18 protein-coding genes and 1 pseudogene are annotated in these 16122 nt (G+C 64.5%); 11 read left to right on the forward strand and 8 right to left on the reverse strand.

Features of this window, described 5'->3' with window-relative positions; translation table 11 throughout:
• Positions 1 to 7 precede the first annotated feature (7 nt).
• From NU688_RS03255 to NU688_RS03280, 6 genes and pseudogenes are all read left to right on the forward strand, one after another.
• Positions 8 to 1420 (forward strand): MFS transporter, encoded by a 1413-nt coding sequence (locus NU688_RS03255; protein ID WP_257859104.1) that lies wholly within the window; start codon positions 8 to 10, stop codon positions 1418 to 1420.
• 47 nt (positions 1421 to 1467) lie between these two features.
• The gene (locus NU688_RS03260; RefSeq protein ID WP_374684608.1) at positions 1468 to 2151 is read left to right on the forward strand and encodes a DsbA family oxidoreductase; all 684 of its coding nucleotides are present in this window, start codon (positions 1468 to 1470) and stop codon (positions 2149 to 2151) included.
• 121 nt (positions 2152 to 2272) lie between these two features.
• Positions 2273 to 3838, forward strand: a complete 1566-nt coding sequence (locus NU688_RS03265; RefSeq protein WP_374684609.1) for a DUF1800 domain-containing protein — start codon at positions 2273 to 2275, stop codon at positions 3836 to 3838.
• Between the two features lie 154 nt (positions 3839 to 3992).
• Positions 3993 to 5204 (forward strand): DUF1501 domain-containing protein, encoded by a 1212-nt coding sequence (locus NU688_RS03270; protein ID WP_257859106.1) that lies wholly within the window; start codon positions 3993 to 3995, stop codon positions 5202 to 5204.
• Between the two features lie 28 nt (positions 5205 to 5232).
• Entirely contained in the window at positions 5233 to 5529 is a 297-nt protein-coding gene (locus NU688_RS03275; protein WP_257859107.1) for a hypothetical protein, read from the forward strand.
• A 64-nt stretch (positions 5530 to 5593) separates the two neighbouring features.
• Positions 5594 to 5731, forward strand: a pseudogene (locus NU688_RS03280) (VOC family protein); the annotation flags it as partial.
• A 56-nt stretch (positions 5732 to 5787) separates the two neighbouring features.
• Here the strand turns inward: NU688_RS03280 and tuf are convergent.
• From tuf to NU688_RS03310, 6 genes are all read right to left on the reverse strand, one after another.
• Positions 5788 to 6984 carry an elongation factor Tu gene (gene tuf / locus NU688_RS03285; protein ID WP_374684610.1) on the reverse strand — a complete coding sequence of 399 codons (1197 nt, stop codon included), beginning with the start codon at positions 6982 to 6984 and terminating at the stop codon, positions 5788 to 5790.
• A gap of 943 nt (positions 6985 to 7927) precedes the next feature.
• Positions 7928 to 8326, reverse strand: a complete 399-nt coding sequence (locus tag NU688_RS03290; RefSeq protein ID WP_257859109.1) for a hypothetical protein — start codon at positions 8324 to 8326, stop codon at positions 7928 to 7930.
• A 370-nt stretch (positions 8327 to 8696) separates the two neighbouring features.
• Positions 8697 to 8996 carry a hypothetical protein gene (locus NU688_RS03295; RefSeq protein ID WP_257859110.1) on the reverse strand — a complete coding sequence of 100 codons (300 nt, stop codon included), beginning with the start codon at positions 8994 to 8996 and terminating at the stop codon, positions 8697 to 8699.
• A gap of 186 nt (positions 8997 to 9182) precedes the next feature.
• Entirely contained in the window at positions 9183 to 9956 is a 774-nt protein-coding gene (locus tag NU688_RS03300; RefSeq protein WP_257859111.1) for a hypothetical protein, read from the reverse strand.
• Positions 9957 to 9998: 42 nt separating this feature from the next.
• Positions 9999 to 10271 (reverse strand): immunity protein Tsi6 family protein, encoded by a 273-nt coding sequence (locus tag NU688_RS03305; protein WP_257859112.1) that lies wholly within the window; start codon positions 10269 to 10271, stop codon positions 9999 to 10001.
• A 24-nt stretch (positions 10272 to 10295) separates the two neighbouring features.
• Entirely contained in the window at positions 10296 to 10667 is a 372-nt protein-coding gene (locus tag NU688_RS03310) for a VOC family protein (RefSeq protein WP_257859113.1), read from the reverse strand.
• A 252-nt stretch (positions 10668 to 10919) separates the two neighbouring features.
• Here NU688_RS03310 and NU688_RS03315 point away from each other — a divergent pair, with 252 nt between their 5' ends.
• From NU688_RS03315 to NU688_RS03325, 3 genes are all read left to right on the forward strand, one after another.
• Positions 10920 to 11330 (forward strand): cupin domain-containing protein, encoded by a 411-nt coding sequence (locus tag NU688_RS03315; protein WP_257859114.1) that lies wholly within the window; start codon positions 10920 to 10922, stop codon positions 11328 to 11330.
• A 92-nt stretch (positions 11331 to 11422) separates the two neighbouring features.
• Positions 11423 to 11845, forward strand: coding sequence for a hypothetical protein (locus NU688_RS03320; protein WP_257859115.1), 423 nt, complete (start codon positions 11423 to 11425; stop codon positions 11843 to 11845).
• A gap of 43 nt (positions 11846 to 11888) precedes the next feature.
• Positions 11889 to 12662, forward strand: a complete 774-nt coding sequence (locus tag NU688_RS03325; RefSeq protein ID WP_257859116.1) for a tRNA-uridine aminocarboxypropyltransferase — start codon at positions 11889 to 11891, stop codon at positions 12660 to 12662.
• Here the strand turns inward: NU688_RS03325 and NU688_RS03330 are convergent.
• Positions 12640 to 13347 carry an alpha/beta hydrolase gene (locus tag NU688_RS03330; RefSeq protein WP_257859117.1) on the reverse strand — a complete coding sequence of 236 codons (708 nt, stop codon included), beginning with the start codon at positions 13345 to 13347 and terminating at the stop codon, positions 12640 to 12642. The genes NU688_RS03325 and NU688_RS03330 overlap by 23 nt on opposite strands.
• Positions 13344 to 15026: an ATP-binding protein gene (locus tag NU688_RS03335; RefSeq protein ID WP_257859118.1), complete on the reverse strand. Its 1683-nt coding sequence runs from the start codon at positions 15024 to 15026 to the stop codon at positions 13344 to 13346. Before NU688_RS03335 ends, NU688_RS03330 begins: the two co-directional genes overlap by 4 nt.
• A gap of 136 nt (positions 15027 to 15162) precedes the next feature.
• Here NU688_RS03335 and NU688_RS03340 point away from each other — a divergent pair, with 136 nt between their 5' ends.
• Together NU688_RS03340 and NU688_RS03345 are read left to right on the forward strand one after the other, a co-directional pair.
• Complete coding sequence (locus tag NU688_RS03340) at positions 15163 to 15708, forward strand: hypothetical protein (protein ID WP_257859119.1); 546 nt, start codon at positions 15163 to 15165, stop codon at positions 15706 to 15708.
• Between the two features lie 41 nt (positions 15709 to 15749).
• Positions 15750 to 16109, forward strand: a complete 360-nt coding sequence (locus tag NU688_RS03345; protein ID WP_308340280.1) for a hypothetical protein — start codon at positions 15750 to 15752, stop codon at positions 16107 to 16109.
• Positions 16110 to 16122: the final 13 nt, after the last annotated feature.

Consider the following 16122-nt stretch of genomic DNA (forward strand, 5'->3'; position numbering starts at 1 on the left):
CAAACCCATGGCCAACAACACATCAGCCAAAGAGCCGCAAGGCAGGCATCAGTCGAAGAAAGCCGCCGCCAGCGGCTGGATCGGCTCGGCGCTGGAGTACTACGACTTCTTCATCTACGCCACCGCGGCGGCGCTGATCTTTCCGCAGATCTTCTTTCCGAAGGGCGACCCGACGACCGCCATCGTCGCGTCGCTCGCGACCTACGGTGTGGGCTACGTGGCACGCCCCATCGGCGCTTTCGTGCTCGGCCACTGGGGCGACACGCACGGCCGCAAGCAAGTGCTGGTGCTGTGCATGTTCCTCATGGGCTTCTCGACCGTGGCCGTGGGCCTGTTGCCGACCTATGACCAGGTCGGCCTGCTGGCCCCGGTGCTGCTGGTGATCCTGCGCCTGGTGCAGGGCTTTGCGGTGGCGGGCGAGATCTCGGGCGCGAGCTCGATGATCCTGGAGCACGCACCGTTCGGGCGCCGCGGCTTCTTCGCGAGCTTCACGCTGCAGGGCGTGCAGGCCGGCCAGATCCTGGCGGCTGCAGTCTTCTTGCCGCTCGCGCACTACATGCCCGAAGACGCCTTCAATTCGTGGGGCTGGCGCATTCCATTCCTGCTGAGCTTCCTGGTCATCGTGGCCGGCTACATCATCCGCCGCGAGGTCGATGAGACGCCCGCTTTCGCCGAAGTCGACAAGAAGGGCGAAGTGGCGAAGTCGCCCATCGTGCAGGCCTTCACCGACAGCTGGGCCGACATGTTGCGCGTGGTCTGCATGGCGCTGATGAACGTGATTCCCGTGGTGGCGACCGTGTTCGGCGCGGCCTATGCGGTGCAGGCGGCCTATGGCATCGGCTTCCAGAAAGACGTGTACCTGTGGATCCCGGTGCTGGGCAACATCCTCGCGGTGCTGGTGATTCCCTTCGTGGGCAACCTGTCGGACCGCATCGGCCGCAAGCCCCCGATCATCGTGGGCGCGCTGGCCTCGGGGCTGCTGTCGTTCGTGTACCTGTATGCGATCAGCATCAAGAACGTGCCGCTCGCGATCTGCATGTCGCTCCTGATGTGGGGCATCGTGTACCAGGGCTACAACGCGACCTTCCCGAGCTTCTATCCGGAGCTGTTCCGCACCCGCAACCGCGTCTCGGCCATGGCCATTTCGCAGAACATCGGCACCACCTTCACCGCGCTCCTGCCCGCGCTGTTCGCCGCCGTGGCGCCTCCGGGCTCGACCAATGTGTGGTTCACGGTCGGCGCGATCACCTTCGCGGTGACCATCCTCGCGGCGCTCGCGGCCATGAGCGCGCGGGAAACCTACCGCATCCACATGCGCGACCTGGGCGACCCCAACGCCGTACCGGTGGACAAGGCCGAGTACGAGCGCCTGCGCGAGCAGACGCTGTCGGACGCCCGGTTGACCAAGGCCGTGGCCTGAAAACCTTGTCAGCACGAAGGGTTGTGGGGCCGTGAAGAATGGCGCCCATGACCACCTCTTCATCCCACCTCAAGATCGATTTCGTCTCCGATGTGTCTTGCCCCTGGTGCGCCGTTGGCCTGAGTTCGCTCGAGGCGGCGCTCAAGAGGGTGGCACCGGAGGTCACCGCGGAGCTGCACTTCCAGCCCTTCGAGCTGAACCCGCAGATGCCGCCCGAAGGGCAGGACACCTTCGAGCACCTGAACCAGAAGTACGGTTCTTCGCGCGAACAGCAAGCCCAATCCCGCGAGATGATCCGCCAGCGCGGCGCGGCCGTCGGCTTCGAGTTCAGCGCCGAGGGCCGGCCCCGGGTCTACAACACCTTCAATGCACACCGGCTCCTGCACTGGGCCGAACTGGAGAGCCCGGCCAAGCAGGCGGCGCTCAAGAAGCTGCTGCTCAAGGCCTACTTCACCGACAGCCAGAACCCCTCGGACCCCGAGGTGCTGGTGCATGCGGCGACCGAGGCGGGCCTCGATGCGGCGCGGGCCCGTGAGATTCTGGCGAGCGACGAGTACGCCACCGAGACCCGCGAACGCGAACGCATGTACACCGATGCCGGCATCCACTCGGTGCCCGCGATCATCATCAACGACCAGCACCTGATCTCCGGTGGCCAGCCGGTCGAGGTGTTCGAGCGGGCGTTGAAGCAGATTGCTGGTGCGGCGCCGAGCCAGGTCGCGAGCGCCTGATCCGGCCTTTGGCTTTCGTTTCGGCTTGAAACGAAGCTGACCGCCAGCTTTACCTGAAGGGCGGCGCGGGGCCGTCAACCGCATCTACCCCGCGCGGGTTGATCGGTTCATGATGAGTTCCATGCTGCATCTTGGCCGTCTCTGCATGGTGTCGGCCGCCATGGCCCTGGCGGCCTGCACCACCGGATCGCTGCGATCCGATGCACCTCCGTTGTCTGTTTCGAGCACTGCGGCCGACAACCCGGCCGCGCAGTTGCAATGGCTCGATCGCGTGACCTGGGGCGCGAACGCCAGCAGTCAGGCTGAACTGTCCAGGACAGGCCTTGCGCGATGGATGGGGCAGCAACTGAAGCCGCAGCCCCAACCCTTGCCTCCGGCCGCGCAGGCGCAGATCGACGCGATGACGATCTCGCGCACACCGCTCGATCAATTGGTCATCGGCCTCGACGCCCAGCGCAAGGCGGCCGATGCACTGCCCGACGAAGAACAGAAGAAAGCCGCACGCCAGGCCTACCAACAGGAGCTGACCCGGCTCGGCCGCGAGGCGCAACAACGCTTCGTGTTGCGCGCGCTGTACTCGCCCAACCAGCTGCAGGAGCAGATGACCTGGTTCTGGATGAATCACTTCAACGTCAACCTGCGCAAGGACAACATCCGCGCGCTCGTCGGTGACTACGAAGAGAACGCGATCCGCCCGCATGCGCTCGGCAAGTTCCGCGACCTGCTCGGCGCCACGCTGCATCACCCCGCGATGCTGCGCTACCTGGACAACGCGCAGAACGCCGCCAACCGCATCAACGAGAACTACGCGCGCGAGCTGATGGAGCTGCACACGCTGGGCGTGGGCGGCGGCTACTCGCAGGCCGACGTGCAGGAGCTGGCGCGTGTGCTCACTGGCGTGGGCGTGAGCCAGCAGCCGATCGACGCCGCGCCGCCGAACATCCGCGCTGCCGTGCGTGCGGACTACGTGCGCAAGGGGCTCTTCGAGTTCAACCCGAACCGGCATGACTACGGTGCCAAGACGCTGCTGGGCCAGCCGATACAGGCGCGCGGTCTTGCGGAAGCCGACGAGGCGCTGGACCGATTGGCACGCGCCCCTGCCACCGCGCGCTTCATCTCGCGCAAGCTCGCGGTGTACTTCGTTGCCGATGAGCCATTGCCCGCACTCGTCGACCGCATGGCCGCCGCCTTCACGCGCAGCGACGGCGACATCGCCGTCACGCTGAGGGCGCTGTTCGAATCACCCGAATTCGCCGCCTCGCTCGGCCGCAAGTTCCGCGACCCGGTGCACTACGTGATGGCCGGCGTGCGGCTCGCGTACGACGACCGCGTGGCGCCCAACGTGAACCCGATGCTCAACTGGATCAACCGCATGGGCGAGCCGCTGTATGGGCACGAGACGCCCGATGGGTATCCGCTCAACGAAGCCGCGTGGGCCAGTGCGGGGCAGATGAACACGCGCTTCGAGATTGCGCGCGCCATCGGGGCGAATGGCGCGGTGCTGTTCCGTGCGGACGACAAGGCGCCGCTGGAGAAGCCCGCGTTTCCGCAGCTGGCCGAATCGCAGGCAGTTCGTGCGATGCAGGTCGGCTTGAGTGCAGACACGCGCGAAGCACTCGCGCAGGCGAAGACCCCGCAGGAATGGAACACCTTCCTGCTCGCATCGCCCGAGCTGATGCGCCGATGAGGTTTGGGTTTTTCTCCCTCCCCCTCTGGGGGAGGGCAGGGGTGGGGGCAAGCGGCGTTCGATGAAGCACCGTGACGGATCGAACGCCGTCGTGCCCCCATCCCAACCTTCCCCCAGAGGGGGAAGGGGCAAGACAAAAGAAAGGACGCAAGTGATGCAACGCCGAGAACTCCTGAAGCTGATGGCCGCCGCACCGCTCGCGGGCGCGGCCGGCCAGTTGATCGCCGCACCTTCTGCCGAAGGCGCCAAGCTGCTCGTCGTGTTCCTGCGCGGCGCTTACGACTGCACCAGCCTGCTGGTGCCGACCGCCAGCGATTTCTACTACGCCTCGCGCCCCAACATCGCCATCGCGAGACCGGGTCAGCCCAACGGTGCGCTGCCGCTCGACGGCAACTGGGGCCTGCACCCTGCACTCGCGCAGAGCGTGATGCCGCTCTTCCAGCAGAAGCAGGCTGCGTTCATCGCCTTCGCGGGCACCGACGACCTCACGCGCAGCCACTTCGAGACGCAAGACTCCATCGAACTCGGCCAGGCGCTCGACAAGCGGCGCGACTACCGCTCGGGTTTTCTCAACCGCCTGGCCAGCGTGCTCGGCGGCGGCCCGGTGACCGACGTGTCGCCCATTGCCTTTACCGACCAGTTGCCCATCTCGCTGCGCGGCGACGCCAAGGCCGCCAACATGGCGCTCGCGGGCAATGCGCGCTCGGGCATCGACGCGCGGCAGAGCCAGATCATCGCGGCCATGTACCGCAACACATCGCTCGCACAGCCGGTGGCCGAAGGCTTCCAGGTGCGCGACGAGGTCATGCGTGCGGTGCAGGCCGAGATGGATGCGGTCAGCCGCAATGCGATGAGCGCCAAGGGCTTTGAGCTCGTCGCGCGCCGCATGGCCGTGCTGATGCGCGACCGCTTCGACCTCGGCTTCGTCGACGTCGGCGGCTGGGACACGCACGTGGGGCAGGGCGCCGCCACCGGCTACCTCGCCAACCGCTTCGAGGAGTTGGGCCGCGGCGTCGCCGGCTTTGCACAGGAGATGGGCGAGGACGCCTGGCGGCAGACCGTGGTGGTCGTCATCAGCGAGTTCGGCCGCACCTTTCGCGAGAACGGCAACAGGGGGACGGACCATGGGCACGGGACCGTGTACTGGGTGCTCGGCGGCGGCCTCTCGGCCGAGGCGGGCGGGCGCATCGTCGGCGAGCAGCAGGCGCTGACGCAGGCCACGCTGTTCCAGAACCGCGACTACCCGGTACTCAATGAATACCGGGCGGTGTTCGGTGGGTTGTTCCGGCGGATGTATGGGTTGTCGCCTGCGCAGATTGGGCGGGTGTTCGAGGGCGTGGCGCCGCGGGAGCTGCGGCTGGTCTAGTGTGCTGTCCCGCAAACGACCGCGCAAAATGACCAGTACGCTGGCCGCAGCTGAGCGCGACGCAAGAAAGAAAACATTCGACCTGGAGCGGTCGGTCACGAGGAGTCTTCCATTGAAAGGTGAAATTGCCATTGGCGCCGCAGGCGTGCTGATCGGCGGGGCTCTCATGCTGACCGAAGGCCGTATGTGCCGCGGTACCTGCTGGATAGACGACATGTTCAAGATGCTGCTTCCGGTTGGATACGAGTCGTGGGCCGGAGGGTTGCCCCTTGTGCTTGTTGGCATCGCGATGGTTGTTCATGCGCTGGTTCGCAAGAGAAAATAAACGCAACACGCGACATCGTTGAAAAAGGGACCGAAGGACATGACCGTCCAAGTTCCACACGCCAGATGCTGTCGTTGCGTGGATGCAGGCCCATGGCACGGAAATCATCGGCCAGATGCAGTACGGGGATTCGTACCGGCTTGCCTATATTCGCGGCCCCGAGGGCATCATCGTCGGGCTTGCCGAACAACTCGGCCAATAAAAAAAGCCCCTGCCGTCCGACAAGCGGACGACAGGGGCAAGTGGTGCATCAGTCTTTCAGCCGAGCACCTCGGTCACGATGCCTGCGCCGACGGTCTTGCCCCCTTCGCGCATGGCGAAGCGCATGCCGTTCTCGATGGCCACGGGCTTGTTCAGCTCGAAGCTGATCTGCGCCTGTGCGCCCGGCTCGACCACACCGCTCTCGGTGTCGACGCGGATGACACCCGTCACGTCGGTCGTGCCGAAGAAGAACTGCGGCTGGTAGCCGGAGCCGAACGGGGTATGGCGACCACCCTCGTCCTTGCCGAGGACGAAGATCTGCGCACGCCCCGTCCGGTACGGCTTCAGCGCACCGGGCTTCACGACCACCTGGCCTCGCACGACAGCGTCGCGCTTGACCCCGCGCAGCAGCAGGCCGACGTTCATGCCGGCCCGTGCCTCGGCGACGTCCTTGTGGAAGGACTGCACGCCGGTGACGACCACCTGCTCGTCGCCGTCCGCGCTGAGCCCGACGATCTCCAGGCTGTCGCCGACGCGGATCACGCCGCGCTCGACACGGCCGCTGACCACGGTGCCACGGCCCGCGATGGTGTGCACGCCCTCGACAGGCATCATGAACGGCGCGTCGTAGTCGCGCACCGGATCGGGGATGCGCGAGTCCAGCGCGTTCACGAGCTCGACGATGCATTGCACGTCGGCCCCTTCGAGGTCGCCACGTTCGGCGGCAGCCAGCGCCTTCAGCGCGCTGCCGAAAACGAAGCGGGCATCGTGGTATCCGTGTGCAGCCAGCAGCGCGCCGATCTCCATTTCGATCAGCTGTTCGATCTCCGCACGGTCGCTCCCGGCCACGAGATCCATCTTGTTCACGAACACCACCATGTGGCCGACGTTCACCTGGCGCGCCAGCAGCACATGCTCGATGGTCTGCCGGGCGGCGCCTTCGGTGCCGTCCACCAGCAGGATCGCGCCGTCCATCTGCGAGGCGCCGGTGATCATGTTCTTGATGTAGTCGGCATGTCCGGGGCAGTCGATGTGTGCGTAGTGACGGCTGTCCGACTCGTACTCGACGTGCGAGGTATTGATCGTGATGCCGCGCTCGCGCTCTTCCTTCGCGTTGTCGATCTGCCCATAGGACAGCGCACGGCCGCCAATGCGCGCGGCCTGCACGAAGGTAAGAGCAGCCGTCAGGGTCGTCTTGCCGTGGTCGACGTGACCGATGGTTCCGACGTTCACATGAACCTTGTTGTTCATCATTTTTCTCCAGTTTGAGAGTCAAGAAAACCGATTCGATCCGCTGGCCAGGCGAACCTCTCGGCGGGTTGTCGGCGCGCGCGCACCAAACTCGCGATGCCCGCCATGCGGGCGAAAAAAAAGCCTGCGGGGGTGGACCACCCGACAGGCTTTTTTCTTGCCTGAAGGATGGACCTCCGGGCGCACGAGGGCCTGGAGGCTCTACACGAACCACTCCACGGAGTTGACGCGCAGCACTGCACTGGCAGCGCATGCGGCGGAAAAAAGAAGTTCTCGTTCGGGGCTCATGTCCAAATCTCCAACTCAGCAAGCAGAAAACAAAAAACCCGGTGGCTTGAGGCCTACCGGGTCTTGTGAAACTCAGGAGGCCGAGCCTCCAGGTGAAAAGGCTCTAGGAAAGCAATTCGGCGCAAAAAGGGCGCGGCGAAATCGCCGCAACTGTGCGGGTCATCAATGCGTCTTGCGTGGTCGGGAACTGCTTCATGGGTTTCTCGTGCGGCTGGTTGCTGGCCGCAACGCGATAGTTAATCTTTGGGGGGCGGAGGCTAACACCGCCATAGCGATCGGGCAACAGGGGCGTTGCACGCACGCAGCAACAGGTGCCCGGCGCCTTGTCGCAAATGTCGGCACGTCGCATTCGTGGCGCCGCGGCATAGATCGGCGCGGAAGCACGTCGGCTCCTCCGGCCCTCGCCGGAGAGGCACCAGGCTCACAGGTCAACGCCTCCTTCAGTTCGCGGATGATGACCCGTTGGGTGACCGGTTTTTTCGCGGAGAACCGGGGCGGTGGGAACGGCGGCGACGGGCCCGAAGCGGAAGTAGCTTCCTCTCCTCAGCAGTCGTTCGTTTCGCAACTATTCCGTCAGCCCTTACTTCCAAACCTGCGAAGTTCGCCCCTTTTTCGCATCTCGGCAAGTTGCGATACAGCGTCTCCGCACCACCAAGCCTCAACTGCCCAGCAGCATCCTGTACGCCGGCACGTCTTCTTCGAACACCTCGTCAAGCAGTTCCAGCCCTTCGAAAAAACGGTGATCCTGGTCCTTCAGTTCTGCATGCGACGACTTATGCACCTCGAAAAGAATTTCGCTGCACGACAGGAGCCTTGAAGCACGGACGGAAACGACCTTGCTCTTTGGCTGCCACTCGTTGTCGAACACCCAGTACGTGTACTGCACATCGAGAGCGCGAACTGGGAGCACCAGCCACAGGCTCTCCCGTTCGACAGGCATGCCAACGTCTTCCCCATAGGCCAACAACGCTTCTTCCCATTCAGCGATGGATTCGGGAGTGTCCCTGCTGAATGACCATGCCAAGTCGGGAAGAATCGTGTTCGGCATCTGTTTCAAGAGAGTTCCTCGCAGGTCGCTTGCACGCATGCACATTGAAGAAGGGGGCTGCTTCTGGCCGAGGCTGTGTGAAAACGCTCGACGGGCGTGTTTTCGAGGGTAGCCAAACCATTCCCGAAGCCTTGATCGTCGATCCTGGCGCGTTCTGAGAGGTCGACATTCACGCGAAGGACGCAACACCGGCGTTTTCACACAGCCTCGGCCGAATGCAGCCCGACGCGCAGCAATCCCACTTCATCTTGGATGCAACGCCAGGCGACCTGAAAGGCGTGACTGAATCGGCACTTGTCGAATAGAAACAGGTGACAGATGGTGCGCAAGACCGGAGAAATCGGCCTTGGCTGAGTGATAGCTACGGGCCGCGCCGTGCTCATCGCTCACGAACCAACTGAACGTATCGCCAGACTCCCCAGATTCCTCCGACGGTGATGCCGATTCCGACGCTCCAGCCCGCCGGAAGGCCCAGTCCAAATGTCAGCAGAAGCATCAGTCCGACGCAGACCAGTGCGATAAAGACCGTCGTGACGAAATCAAAGCGTGCGACCTCGAGCGTGTCCTCGGCAACACGACGGCCGGGGCGACCGTGTTTGCGGCGCAGCGCCCTGAACAAGAAGACATCGGCAACGAAATCGAAGATGCCGATAAAAAGATCGCCCAAGATTCCCCACATGAGGATGCTCCATTCGCGGTAACACCCTTGGTTGTTGCTGCTCTATTGATGGTCCGACCAGGGTGGAGCGGCGGATCATTTCAAGATGTTATCTCGCTTCCGACAAGGGATGCCTTCACAACCAGTCGTCTCGCACGCGGGATTGACAGTGATCGGCGAAGGTCTGGTGTTGGCCGGCAGCGGGCCTCAGCCTCCAGAAGACTGACCTGTCGAGGACGCGCGTTGTTGCCGGAGCTTGTTCAGCTCGCTCAGGTACGAGCCCGGAATTTGCTGCACCTCACCGTCTACCCCAAGCACGCCGATGCGGGCGCCGTCCACGACAACCTGCAATTCCGCCGGCACAGCTAAGAACTTGACCAGGTCCGGGCGGTCGATACCGAGTTGATAGAGCGAGGTCTTGACGAAACGAGTCGGGTCTTGGGAGCCCGCCTCGTCGTCCAGGTCCGAGAGCCACCAACCAGAGTCCGTCTCGTCGGCGGCAGCGCTTCGGGTGAGCAGAACTCGGCCTGCTTCCTTGTAATTCACGTGCACGACAGCGCTTTGACGAAGCGACGGAAAGTCCGGCTCCACCGAAGGCGTGAGGCTCCTGACAACGTCCTGCTGATTGCGCAGGTGCGTCAGCGTGCCATCGACCGAATCGACGAACTTCACCGGAACAACCTTCATGTCGGGCTCCAGCACTCGCAGGAATCCTTCCGGTGTGTCCTCGAGCATCGTGAACATCCAGCCGACCTGCAGGCTCTCGCCGCTCCGAAACTTCTCGCCCTGGGCGACCCGTTGCTCGAAGAATCGCAGAAGCAGGGCGATGTCTTCAACCGGCACGGCGCTGTTCGAAACGCGGATCTGAAACTCTGGATGGCCGTAGCGCTTGCAGTCGGACGTTGCGTGGATCGACGACGTCCCCGGCTGCTCCGAAGATGGTTTTCGACCGAGTTTCGAGAAGACGGAACGCAGAGACATGTTCTTCCAAGATGTAGGGGGCAATCGTGGCCTAACGTCGGCTCAGCGCAGCCCCAACTTTGCCTGCACCAGATTCTGGACGTCGTTGACAAGCGTCGCCAGTTCGGGCCGGTCCCCGTACATGTCGAATTCGCGAACGGCGATGAGACCCATCGAGAACGGACCCGGCCGGTTCTCCTGCGGATGGCCGAGAACGAAATTCCGGCACCACGTGAGTTGGCGCTCGATGCTCACTGCCGGCTCGAACGACTGTGCTGCCATCGGGCGAATGTCGGCCAGGGCAGCGTCGATCTTCTCGAGGAGTTCTTCTTCCATGTTTCATCCGAAGGCAATTCGCCACTACCCTCGAGGCTGCTCCACAAGCTGAAGCTCATTGCCCGCAGGATCGCGAAGCGTTGCAAGAACACCGCCCCATCGCTGCCGCTCCGGAAGCCCACTGAAGTCAACGCCGAGCGACGAAAGCTCCCTGTACTTCGACTGGATGTCTGCCACATCGAAAGACAGGCCGGTAAAGCGCCCCACCAGTACCCGGTCTTCTGCTGGCGCATCCTCCTCGACACGCTCGACCACCAAACTCATCGGTCCGGCGTCGAACACGCAGAAGCCCTGTTCGCGCCCGTCGGCCTTCAATTTCAGGCCAAGTATTTCTTCATAAAAGCGGGAGGCGTCGGCAAGGTCCCGGACGAAGATGCGTGCGGTGTGAAGCTGCATGGTCTCTCCTGACAAGCGCATGGTTTCGGATGGGCTGCATGCTATGCGCGTGCTTCGCCCGCAACAAGGGGCCATGGCGCCGCTCACGAAGCAGTCGAGTGAGCGAGCAATGCGCTTGCGCGCCGAGCGCCCTATGAAATTTATTGTCGCGAAAGCGGGCCCGGATACACAGGCATACGGTGTGCGCGGAGAGCGGGACGCAGCGCCCCAAGAATCGCCTTCGTCATCCACTCCACATGCCGAAAGACTCCCATGACGAACACGACGAAGATCCGAACGATGGCAACAATGCTGCTGGTCGCCGGCACCACCCTGGCCCCGCATTTCGCATTCGCGCAGCAGCCCCCGGGCATCGGCCGCACCCAATCGCTGAAGCACGACCTGGCCGACCCCGGCCGCGAGGTGATCCAGGTGCGCGTCGATTTCGCGCAGGGCGCGGCCTTCGGCTTTCACTCGCATCCGGGCGAAGAGATCGCCTATGTGCTCGAAGGCACGGTGCAATACCAGTTCGAGGGCAAGCCGCCTATCACGCTCAAGGTCGGCGACTCGCTGTTCATCCCGGCGGGTGCGGTCCACTCGGCGAGGAACATCGGCAGCGGCAATGCGGCCGAGCTCGCCACCTATCTGGTCGAGAAGGGGAAGCCGCTTGTCGTGAGCAAGTGAGCGTCGGCACCGCGGACGGATACAGTCCGGGCAGTTGCCCGCACCGCATCAACCCAGAAGCGAGGGATGAAACCATGAAGCCGTTTCCACGAATGCTCGTCGCCGCACTGCTGATCGCGAGCGCAATGGCGGTGCATGCCCGCACCGACGGGCCGGTCGTGCCGCCGCAGGTGCACACCGTGGCAAGCGGTGGCGAGTGGAACACGGCCAAGGCAGGCGGCGCGCTTCGCGTGATCATCGTCTACGAGGGCTTCGAACACATGCACTCGAAGCTCTGGCTCGAATGGATCAGCATCGGGGAACGCGGAGAGCGCCGGCTGGCTGCACGGGTGCTGGTGAATGAGCTGTCCAACGGTTTCTCGTCCGTCAGGCTGGACGACCGGCGCAAGGTATTCAGCGGATCGCAGATTCGGCTGCGCTCGGCGAACCCCTATTCGACGGAAGACAACCAGGACGTGACGATCAAAGCCGGGAGACCCGGCCAGTACAAGATCGTCTTGCGGCCGGCCCGCTGACGACAACGCCGGCGGGCTTGCCGGCACCGTCGAGAATCCCCGCATGCCTCACGCCGTTTCTCTCCTTCGCGCCGCCCGCCTTGCGCGAAGCGCCAAGCCCTTTCTGGCCCGCGGCGGCTTCAAGCGCGAACGCTGCGCGGGCTGCCGGCTGCTGCCCAGCCATTGCATGTGCGCCTTGCGCCCGTCGGTGGCCACGCGCGCGGGTGTGTGCCTGCTCATGGCCGACATTGAGCCGCTCAAGCCGACCAACACGGGTTGGCTGATCGCCGACGTGGTGGCCGATACCTTCGCCTTCGGCTGGGCGCGTACCGAAACCGATCCCACGCTGCTGGCTTTGCTGGCCGACCCGCAGTGGCAACCCTATGTGGTGTTTCCCGGGCAATATGCGGCGCCCGAGCGCGTGGTCCGCACCGTCCCGTTGTCGCTTGATTCGCTGCACGGTGCGCCGGCGAAACGCCCGCTCTTCATCCTGCTGGACGGAACCTGGGGCGAGGCCCGCAAGATGTTCGGCAGAAGCCCGTACCTCGATGCGCTGCCGGTACTGAGCCTGGAGCCCGAGCAGATATCCCAGTACAAGCTGCGCCGCTCCGGCCGCGACGACCACTTCTGCACCAGCGAGGTGGCCGCCCTGTGCATGAACCTGGCAGGCGAACACGTCGCCGAGCAAACGCTGGAGGCCTATCTGGCGGTGTTCACGCATCACTATCTGCGTGCGAAGAACCAGCAGCCTGTCGTGTGGGATGGTGATGCGCACCAGCGGCTGCGCGAGGTGCAACTCCTGGAGCAAGCTGGCGCTATGGCTCCTGCGCGCCCATGAAGAATTCGACTGCCCGCCCAACCACCCACGGCACGATGACGTGGTCGCCATCGAAGGGCTGAAGCGTCAGGTCGTGCCCGCTCTCCAGCAGCCGCCGTGCGTGCGGATGGGCGCTGGTCCCGATAGGCAACTGGCTGTCGGCGCGGCCGTGCGCCAGAAACACCCGCGGCTTTCCTGTCTGCGTGAAAGCGTTCATGAAGCCCGCGGACAACCCGATCACATGGCTCGCCACATCGCCGTTGGTTACGCCGAGCGAGAGAGCATAGCTGCCGCCATCTGAGAAGCCGGCGAATGCGAGGCGCGTGGGGTCGATGCGAAAGTGCCCGGCCACCGTCGAGAGCGCGCCATCGAGCCGCTCCAGATCGGGCCCGTGTCCGCCGACCACGATGTCCCACGTCGGGTACATCGACTGCGGCGCGAGCAGAAGAAATTTCCGGGCCCGCGCATGCGCCACGAGATGCGGCAGCACCCGGTTGGCCTCGCCGCCCGCGCCGTGGAACATCACCAGCAGCGGCAGTGGTGCATCGGCGGGCAATCCCTCGGGCACCACCAGCACGGCCTCGCGCCCTTCGGCGAACGAGAGGCCGTGGCGCCCCGGTGGCAGTGGGTCGGAAGCGGGCAGGGCGACCGGGCGGAAGGCCAGGCGGCCGGTGAGTGCGCCACCGAGCAGGCTGGCATCGATCATTCGACGGTCCTCATCTGTGCTCCGCTTGGCGCTCCGGTCTGCGAGGCGCAGGCGATGCCGCGGAACACGGCGCACTGCGCGAATGCCTGCGTCGACAGCGGCAGCTCCTTGCGGCGGCAGTACTTGCTGGTGAGCTTGAGCAGTTCCTTGATGTCGCGCCCACTTGCACCGGCGTAGTCCGCCACCAGCCTGTCGATCACCGCGCCCGGCAGCTCGACGCCCAGTTGCGCCGACAGCGTGGACCACAGGCGGCGCGCATCGTCCGGGCCCGGCGGCTGGTAGTCGATGACCGCGATGCAGCGCGAGAGGATCGCCTCGTCGATGTCGCCGTCGCGGTTGGTGGTCATGAAGAGCAGGCCGCTGAAGTATTCGAGCGTGCGCAGGAACTCCGCCACGATCGCGTTGTGCTGCAGGTCGTTGTCGCGCCGGCGGATGTACACGTCGGCCTCGTCCAGCAGCAGCACGCAGTCCCACCGCGCGGCGCGCTGCAGGATCTTGGTGAGGCTGGCCTCGACCGAATTGGCCGTCACGCCGAGCTGGCCCGAATGCACGCGGTACAGCGGCTTGCCGACCACCTCGGCATAGACCTCGGCCGTGAGCGTCTTACCCAGGCCCGGCGCGCCCTTGCACAGGATGGTGGTGCCGCCCGACTTGCCGGGCACCACGTCCTCCACGAGGAAGCTGCGGTCGGCCGTGAGGATGTCGATCAGGTCGCGATGCGCCTGCGGCAGCACCAGCCGCTCGCGCAGGTTGGGCTGGTACGCGTACGCCTGCACATGCTGCGCATGGACCCAGACGTTGCGGTGCCAGTCGAGATGGAACAGGTGCAGGTAGCAGTGCTGCGGAATGCGGTCGAACCCGCTGGCGACGCCGCTCTCGCGCCAGTAGTGCGGATCGGCCGCCAGATCGAAGCGGCGTCGCAGCAGCTCTTCGTCGTTCACGCCGCGCACCGTCGAGCCTTCGGGCAGCCGGTGGCACGACATGCCGGCCCGCGGGCCTTCGCCCGTCGTCCAGATGCAGCCGTCGACGGTGAACTGGGCGCCGAACTGCGGCTGCAGCCTGGTGAAGCACGCGACCTGCTTGTCGTACTCGCGCTTGAACTCGGCGCACTCCTTGTGAAAGCCGTGGTCGGCGAAGAGGCCGGCCATCGTGCGGCCGGGCAGGTCTTCCGCGTAGAAGCTCAGGCCCCAGGTCATGCCCGAGAAGCGCAGCCGCGGCTCGGTGGGTGGCTCGCGGCCGGCCGCCTGCAGCGTGTTGGCCAGGAGGCCCACCAGCACATAGGCCTCGCCGTCCGTCGGCTTCACCAGGCGCACGGTGTGCACCAGCCAGGGAAGCAACGCGCCGTCCTTGCCGCGCTGGTAGAGCCAGCCGTCGATGAGGTCGCGGCGCAGCCATTCGATCAGCGCCGGGACCATCAGCTCCAGGCTCGGAATGGGCCGCGCGAGCGGTTCGCCGTTGAGGTTGTCCAGCGCGAGCAGCTGGAACACCAGGTCGCGCGCACCGGCGGCCATGCCCAGCTGGAACAGCTGGTTGAGCGAGTCGCCGTCGAAATGCTGACTGGACACGATGCGCACGCCGCTGCCGGCGCCATACCCACCCAACTGCAGGCCAAGCGGCGACTGCGCGCCGACCTGACCCTGCAGTACAGCGGCCAGCATTTCCGGTATCTCGAGTTCCACGGTGTCTCCTCGTGTTGTCTTCGATGCTAGCCATGGGGGTGGGGGTTGGCGCTTGACCTGGGTCAAGCTTGGGGGAAGATTCGGAGCGTCTACCATTCGGACACATACAGCGGGCGGCGCCCGGCCTCGACACTGATTGATTGACTTCAACCACTTTCCCAAGATGCTCTCGTTCGGCCGCCGGCCTCCCGTCAAGCTTCACCTGGGCGTAGTGCGCGTGGTGCCGCGTCGGGATGTGTGGCGTCACCTGGAGGCGGGGCTGCAGCAAGGCAAGGAACTGCGTCCGAGCCTTCTCGCCGTTCTCGGTGAATCGTTCGGGTATGCGGATGCGACCGAGGTCACAAACCCAGGCGATGGCGATGTCTGCGTGGACATCGCCGTTGAAAGTCATTCCCGCGGCGGCTTTGCCGATTTCTCCCTTGATTTCGCTGCGCTGCCGCTGGGCTGGAGACCCAAGATCGGTCTTTGCGCACGGCTCTACGACATTCAGGACGGCGAGCAAAGGATGGTGGCCCGGGTCGTGGAGCGAATGGGGTGGGGCGAGTACCTTGTATCTCTCGCAAACTGGAAGGTGCTGATGGGCCTCGCGGACCCGGCCAGCGATGAGCGATTTGCGAAGATTCTTCTTCTCGCGGGACAGCGGTTGAAAAGAAAGATCGAGGTGTCGATTTCATCGGCCTGAAATGACATCTGTCGAGCCAACTCATCTTTACGGAAGGGCGGGTGTTCATCATCAGCCTCCGACTCATCCGCCAGCTCAAGAACATGACCGTCGAAGCTGACCTCCATATCGCCGAGATCCCCTACGAATCGGGCGCCATCAAGTTCCGATATGCGAGGGTGATATCCCCCGACAAGACCCGATGGATTCGGCATGGCCTCTTCATCGCGTATCACGAGAATGGAGTCGTGGCGTCTGAGGGCCAGTATGTCGACGGGATGGAGGACGGGCTTTGGCGCGACTTTCATCCGGACGGACAACCTGCAGCCGAAGGCCGCTACCGCGAAGGCCGAGAGGTCGGCGTGTGGCGATTCTGGAAGCCCGATGGGACGGAAGAGCCGAGCACGAACCACGGCAATTGACAGCATTTCACCT

Origin of the sequence: Variovorax sp. ZS18.2.2, from assembly GCF_024701975.1 — a bacterium.
Lineage (GTDB): Bacteria > Pseudomonadota > Gammaproteobacteria > Burkholderiales > Burkholderiaceae_C > Variovorax.

Bases quoted from the DNA above. Each gene is read 5' to 3' on its own strand.
- NU688_RS03315 (WP_257859114.1), top strand. From the start codon at position 10,920: ATGACGAACACGACGAAGATCCGAACGATGGCAACAATGCTGCTGGTC.
- NU688_RS03330 (WP_257859117.1), bottom strand. From the start codon at position 13,347: ATGATCGATGCCAGCCTGCTCGGTGGCGCACTCACCGGCCGCCTGGCC.
- NU688_RS03295 (WP_257859110.1), bottom strand. From the start codon at position 8,996: ATGTGGGGAATCTTGGGCGATCTTTTTATCGGCATCTTCGATTTCGTT.
- tuf (WP_374684610.1), bottom strand. From the start codon at position 6,984: ATGATGAACAACAAGGTTCATGTGAACGTCGGAACCATCGGTCACGTC.
- NU688_RS03325 (WP_257859116.1), top strand. From the start codon at position 11,889: ATGCCTCACGCCGTTTCTCTCCTTCGCGCCGCCCGCCTTGCGCGAAGC.
- NU688_RS03320 (WP_257859115.1), top strand. From the start codon at position 11,423: ATGCTCGTCGCCGCACTGCTGATCGCGAGCGCAATGGCGGTGCATGCC.
- NU688_RS03275 (WP_257859107.1), top strand. From the start codon at position 5,233: ATGACCAGTACGCTGGCCGCAGCTGAGCGCGACGCAAGAAAGAAAACA.
- NU688_RS03260 (WP_374684608.1), top strand. From the start codon at position 1,468: ATGACCACCTCTTCATCCCACCTCAAGATCGATTTCGTCTCCGATGTG.
- NU688_RS03300 (WP_257859111.1), bottom strand. From the start codon at position 9,956: ATGTCTCTGCGTTCCGTCTTCTCGAAACTCGGTCGAAAACCATCTTCG.
- NU688_RS03265 (WP_374684609.1), top strand. From the start codon at position 2,273: ATGCTGCATCTTGGCCGTCTCTGCATGGTGTCGGCCGCCATGGCCCTG.
- NU688_RS03270 (WP_257859106.1), top strand. From the start codon at position 3,993: ATGCAACGCCGAGAACTCCTGAAGCTGATGGCCGCCGCACCGCTCGCG.
- NU688_RS03305 (WP_257859112.1), bottom strand. From the start codon at position 10,271: ATGGAAGAAGAACTCCTCGAGAAGATCGACGCTGCCCTGGCCGACATT.
- NU688_RS03310 (WP_257859113.1), bottom strand. From the start codon at position 10,667: ATGCAGCTTCACACCGCACGCATCTTCGTCCGGGACCTTGCCGACGCC.
- NU688_RS03255 (WP_257859104.1), top strand. From the start codon at position 8: ATGGCCAACAACACATCAGCCAAAGAGCCGCAAGGCAGGCATCAGTCG.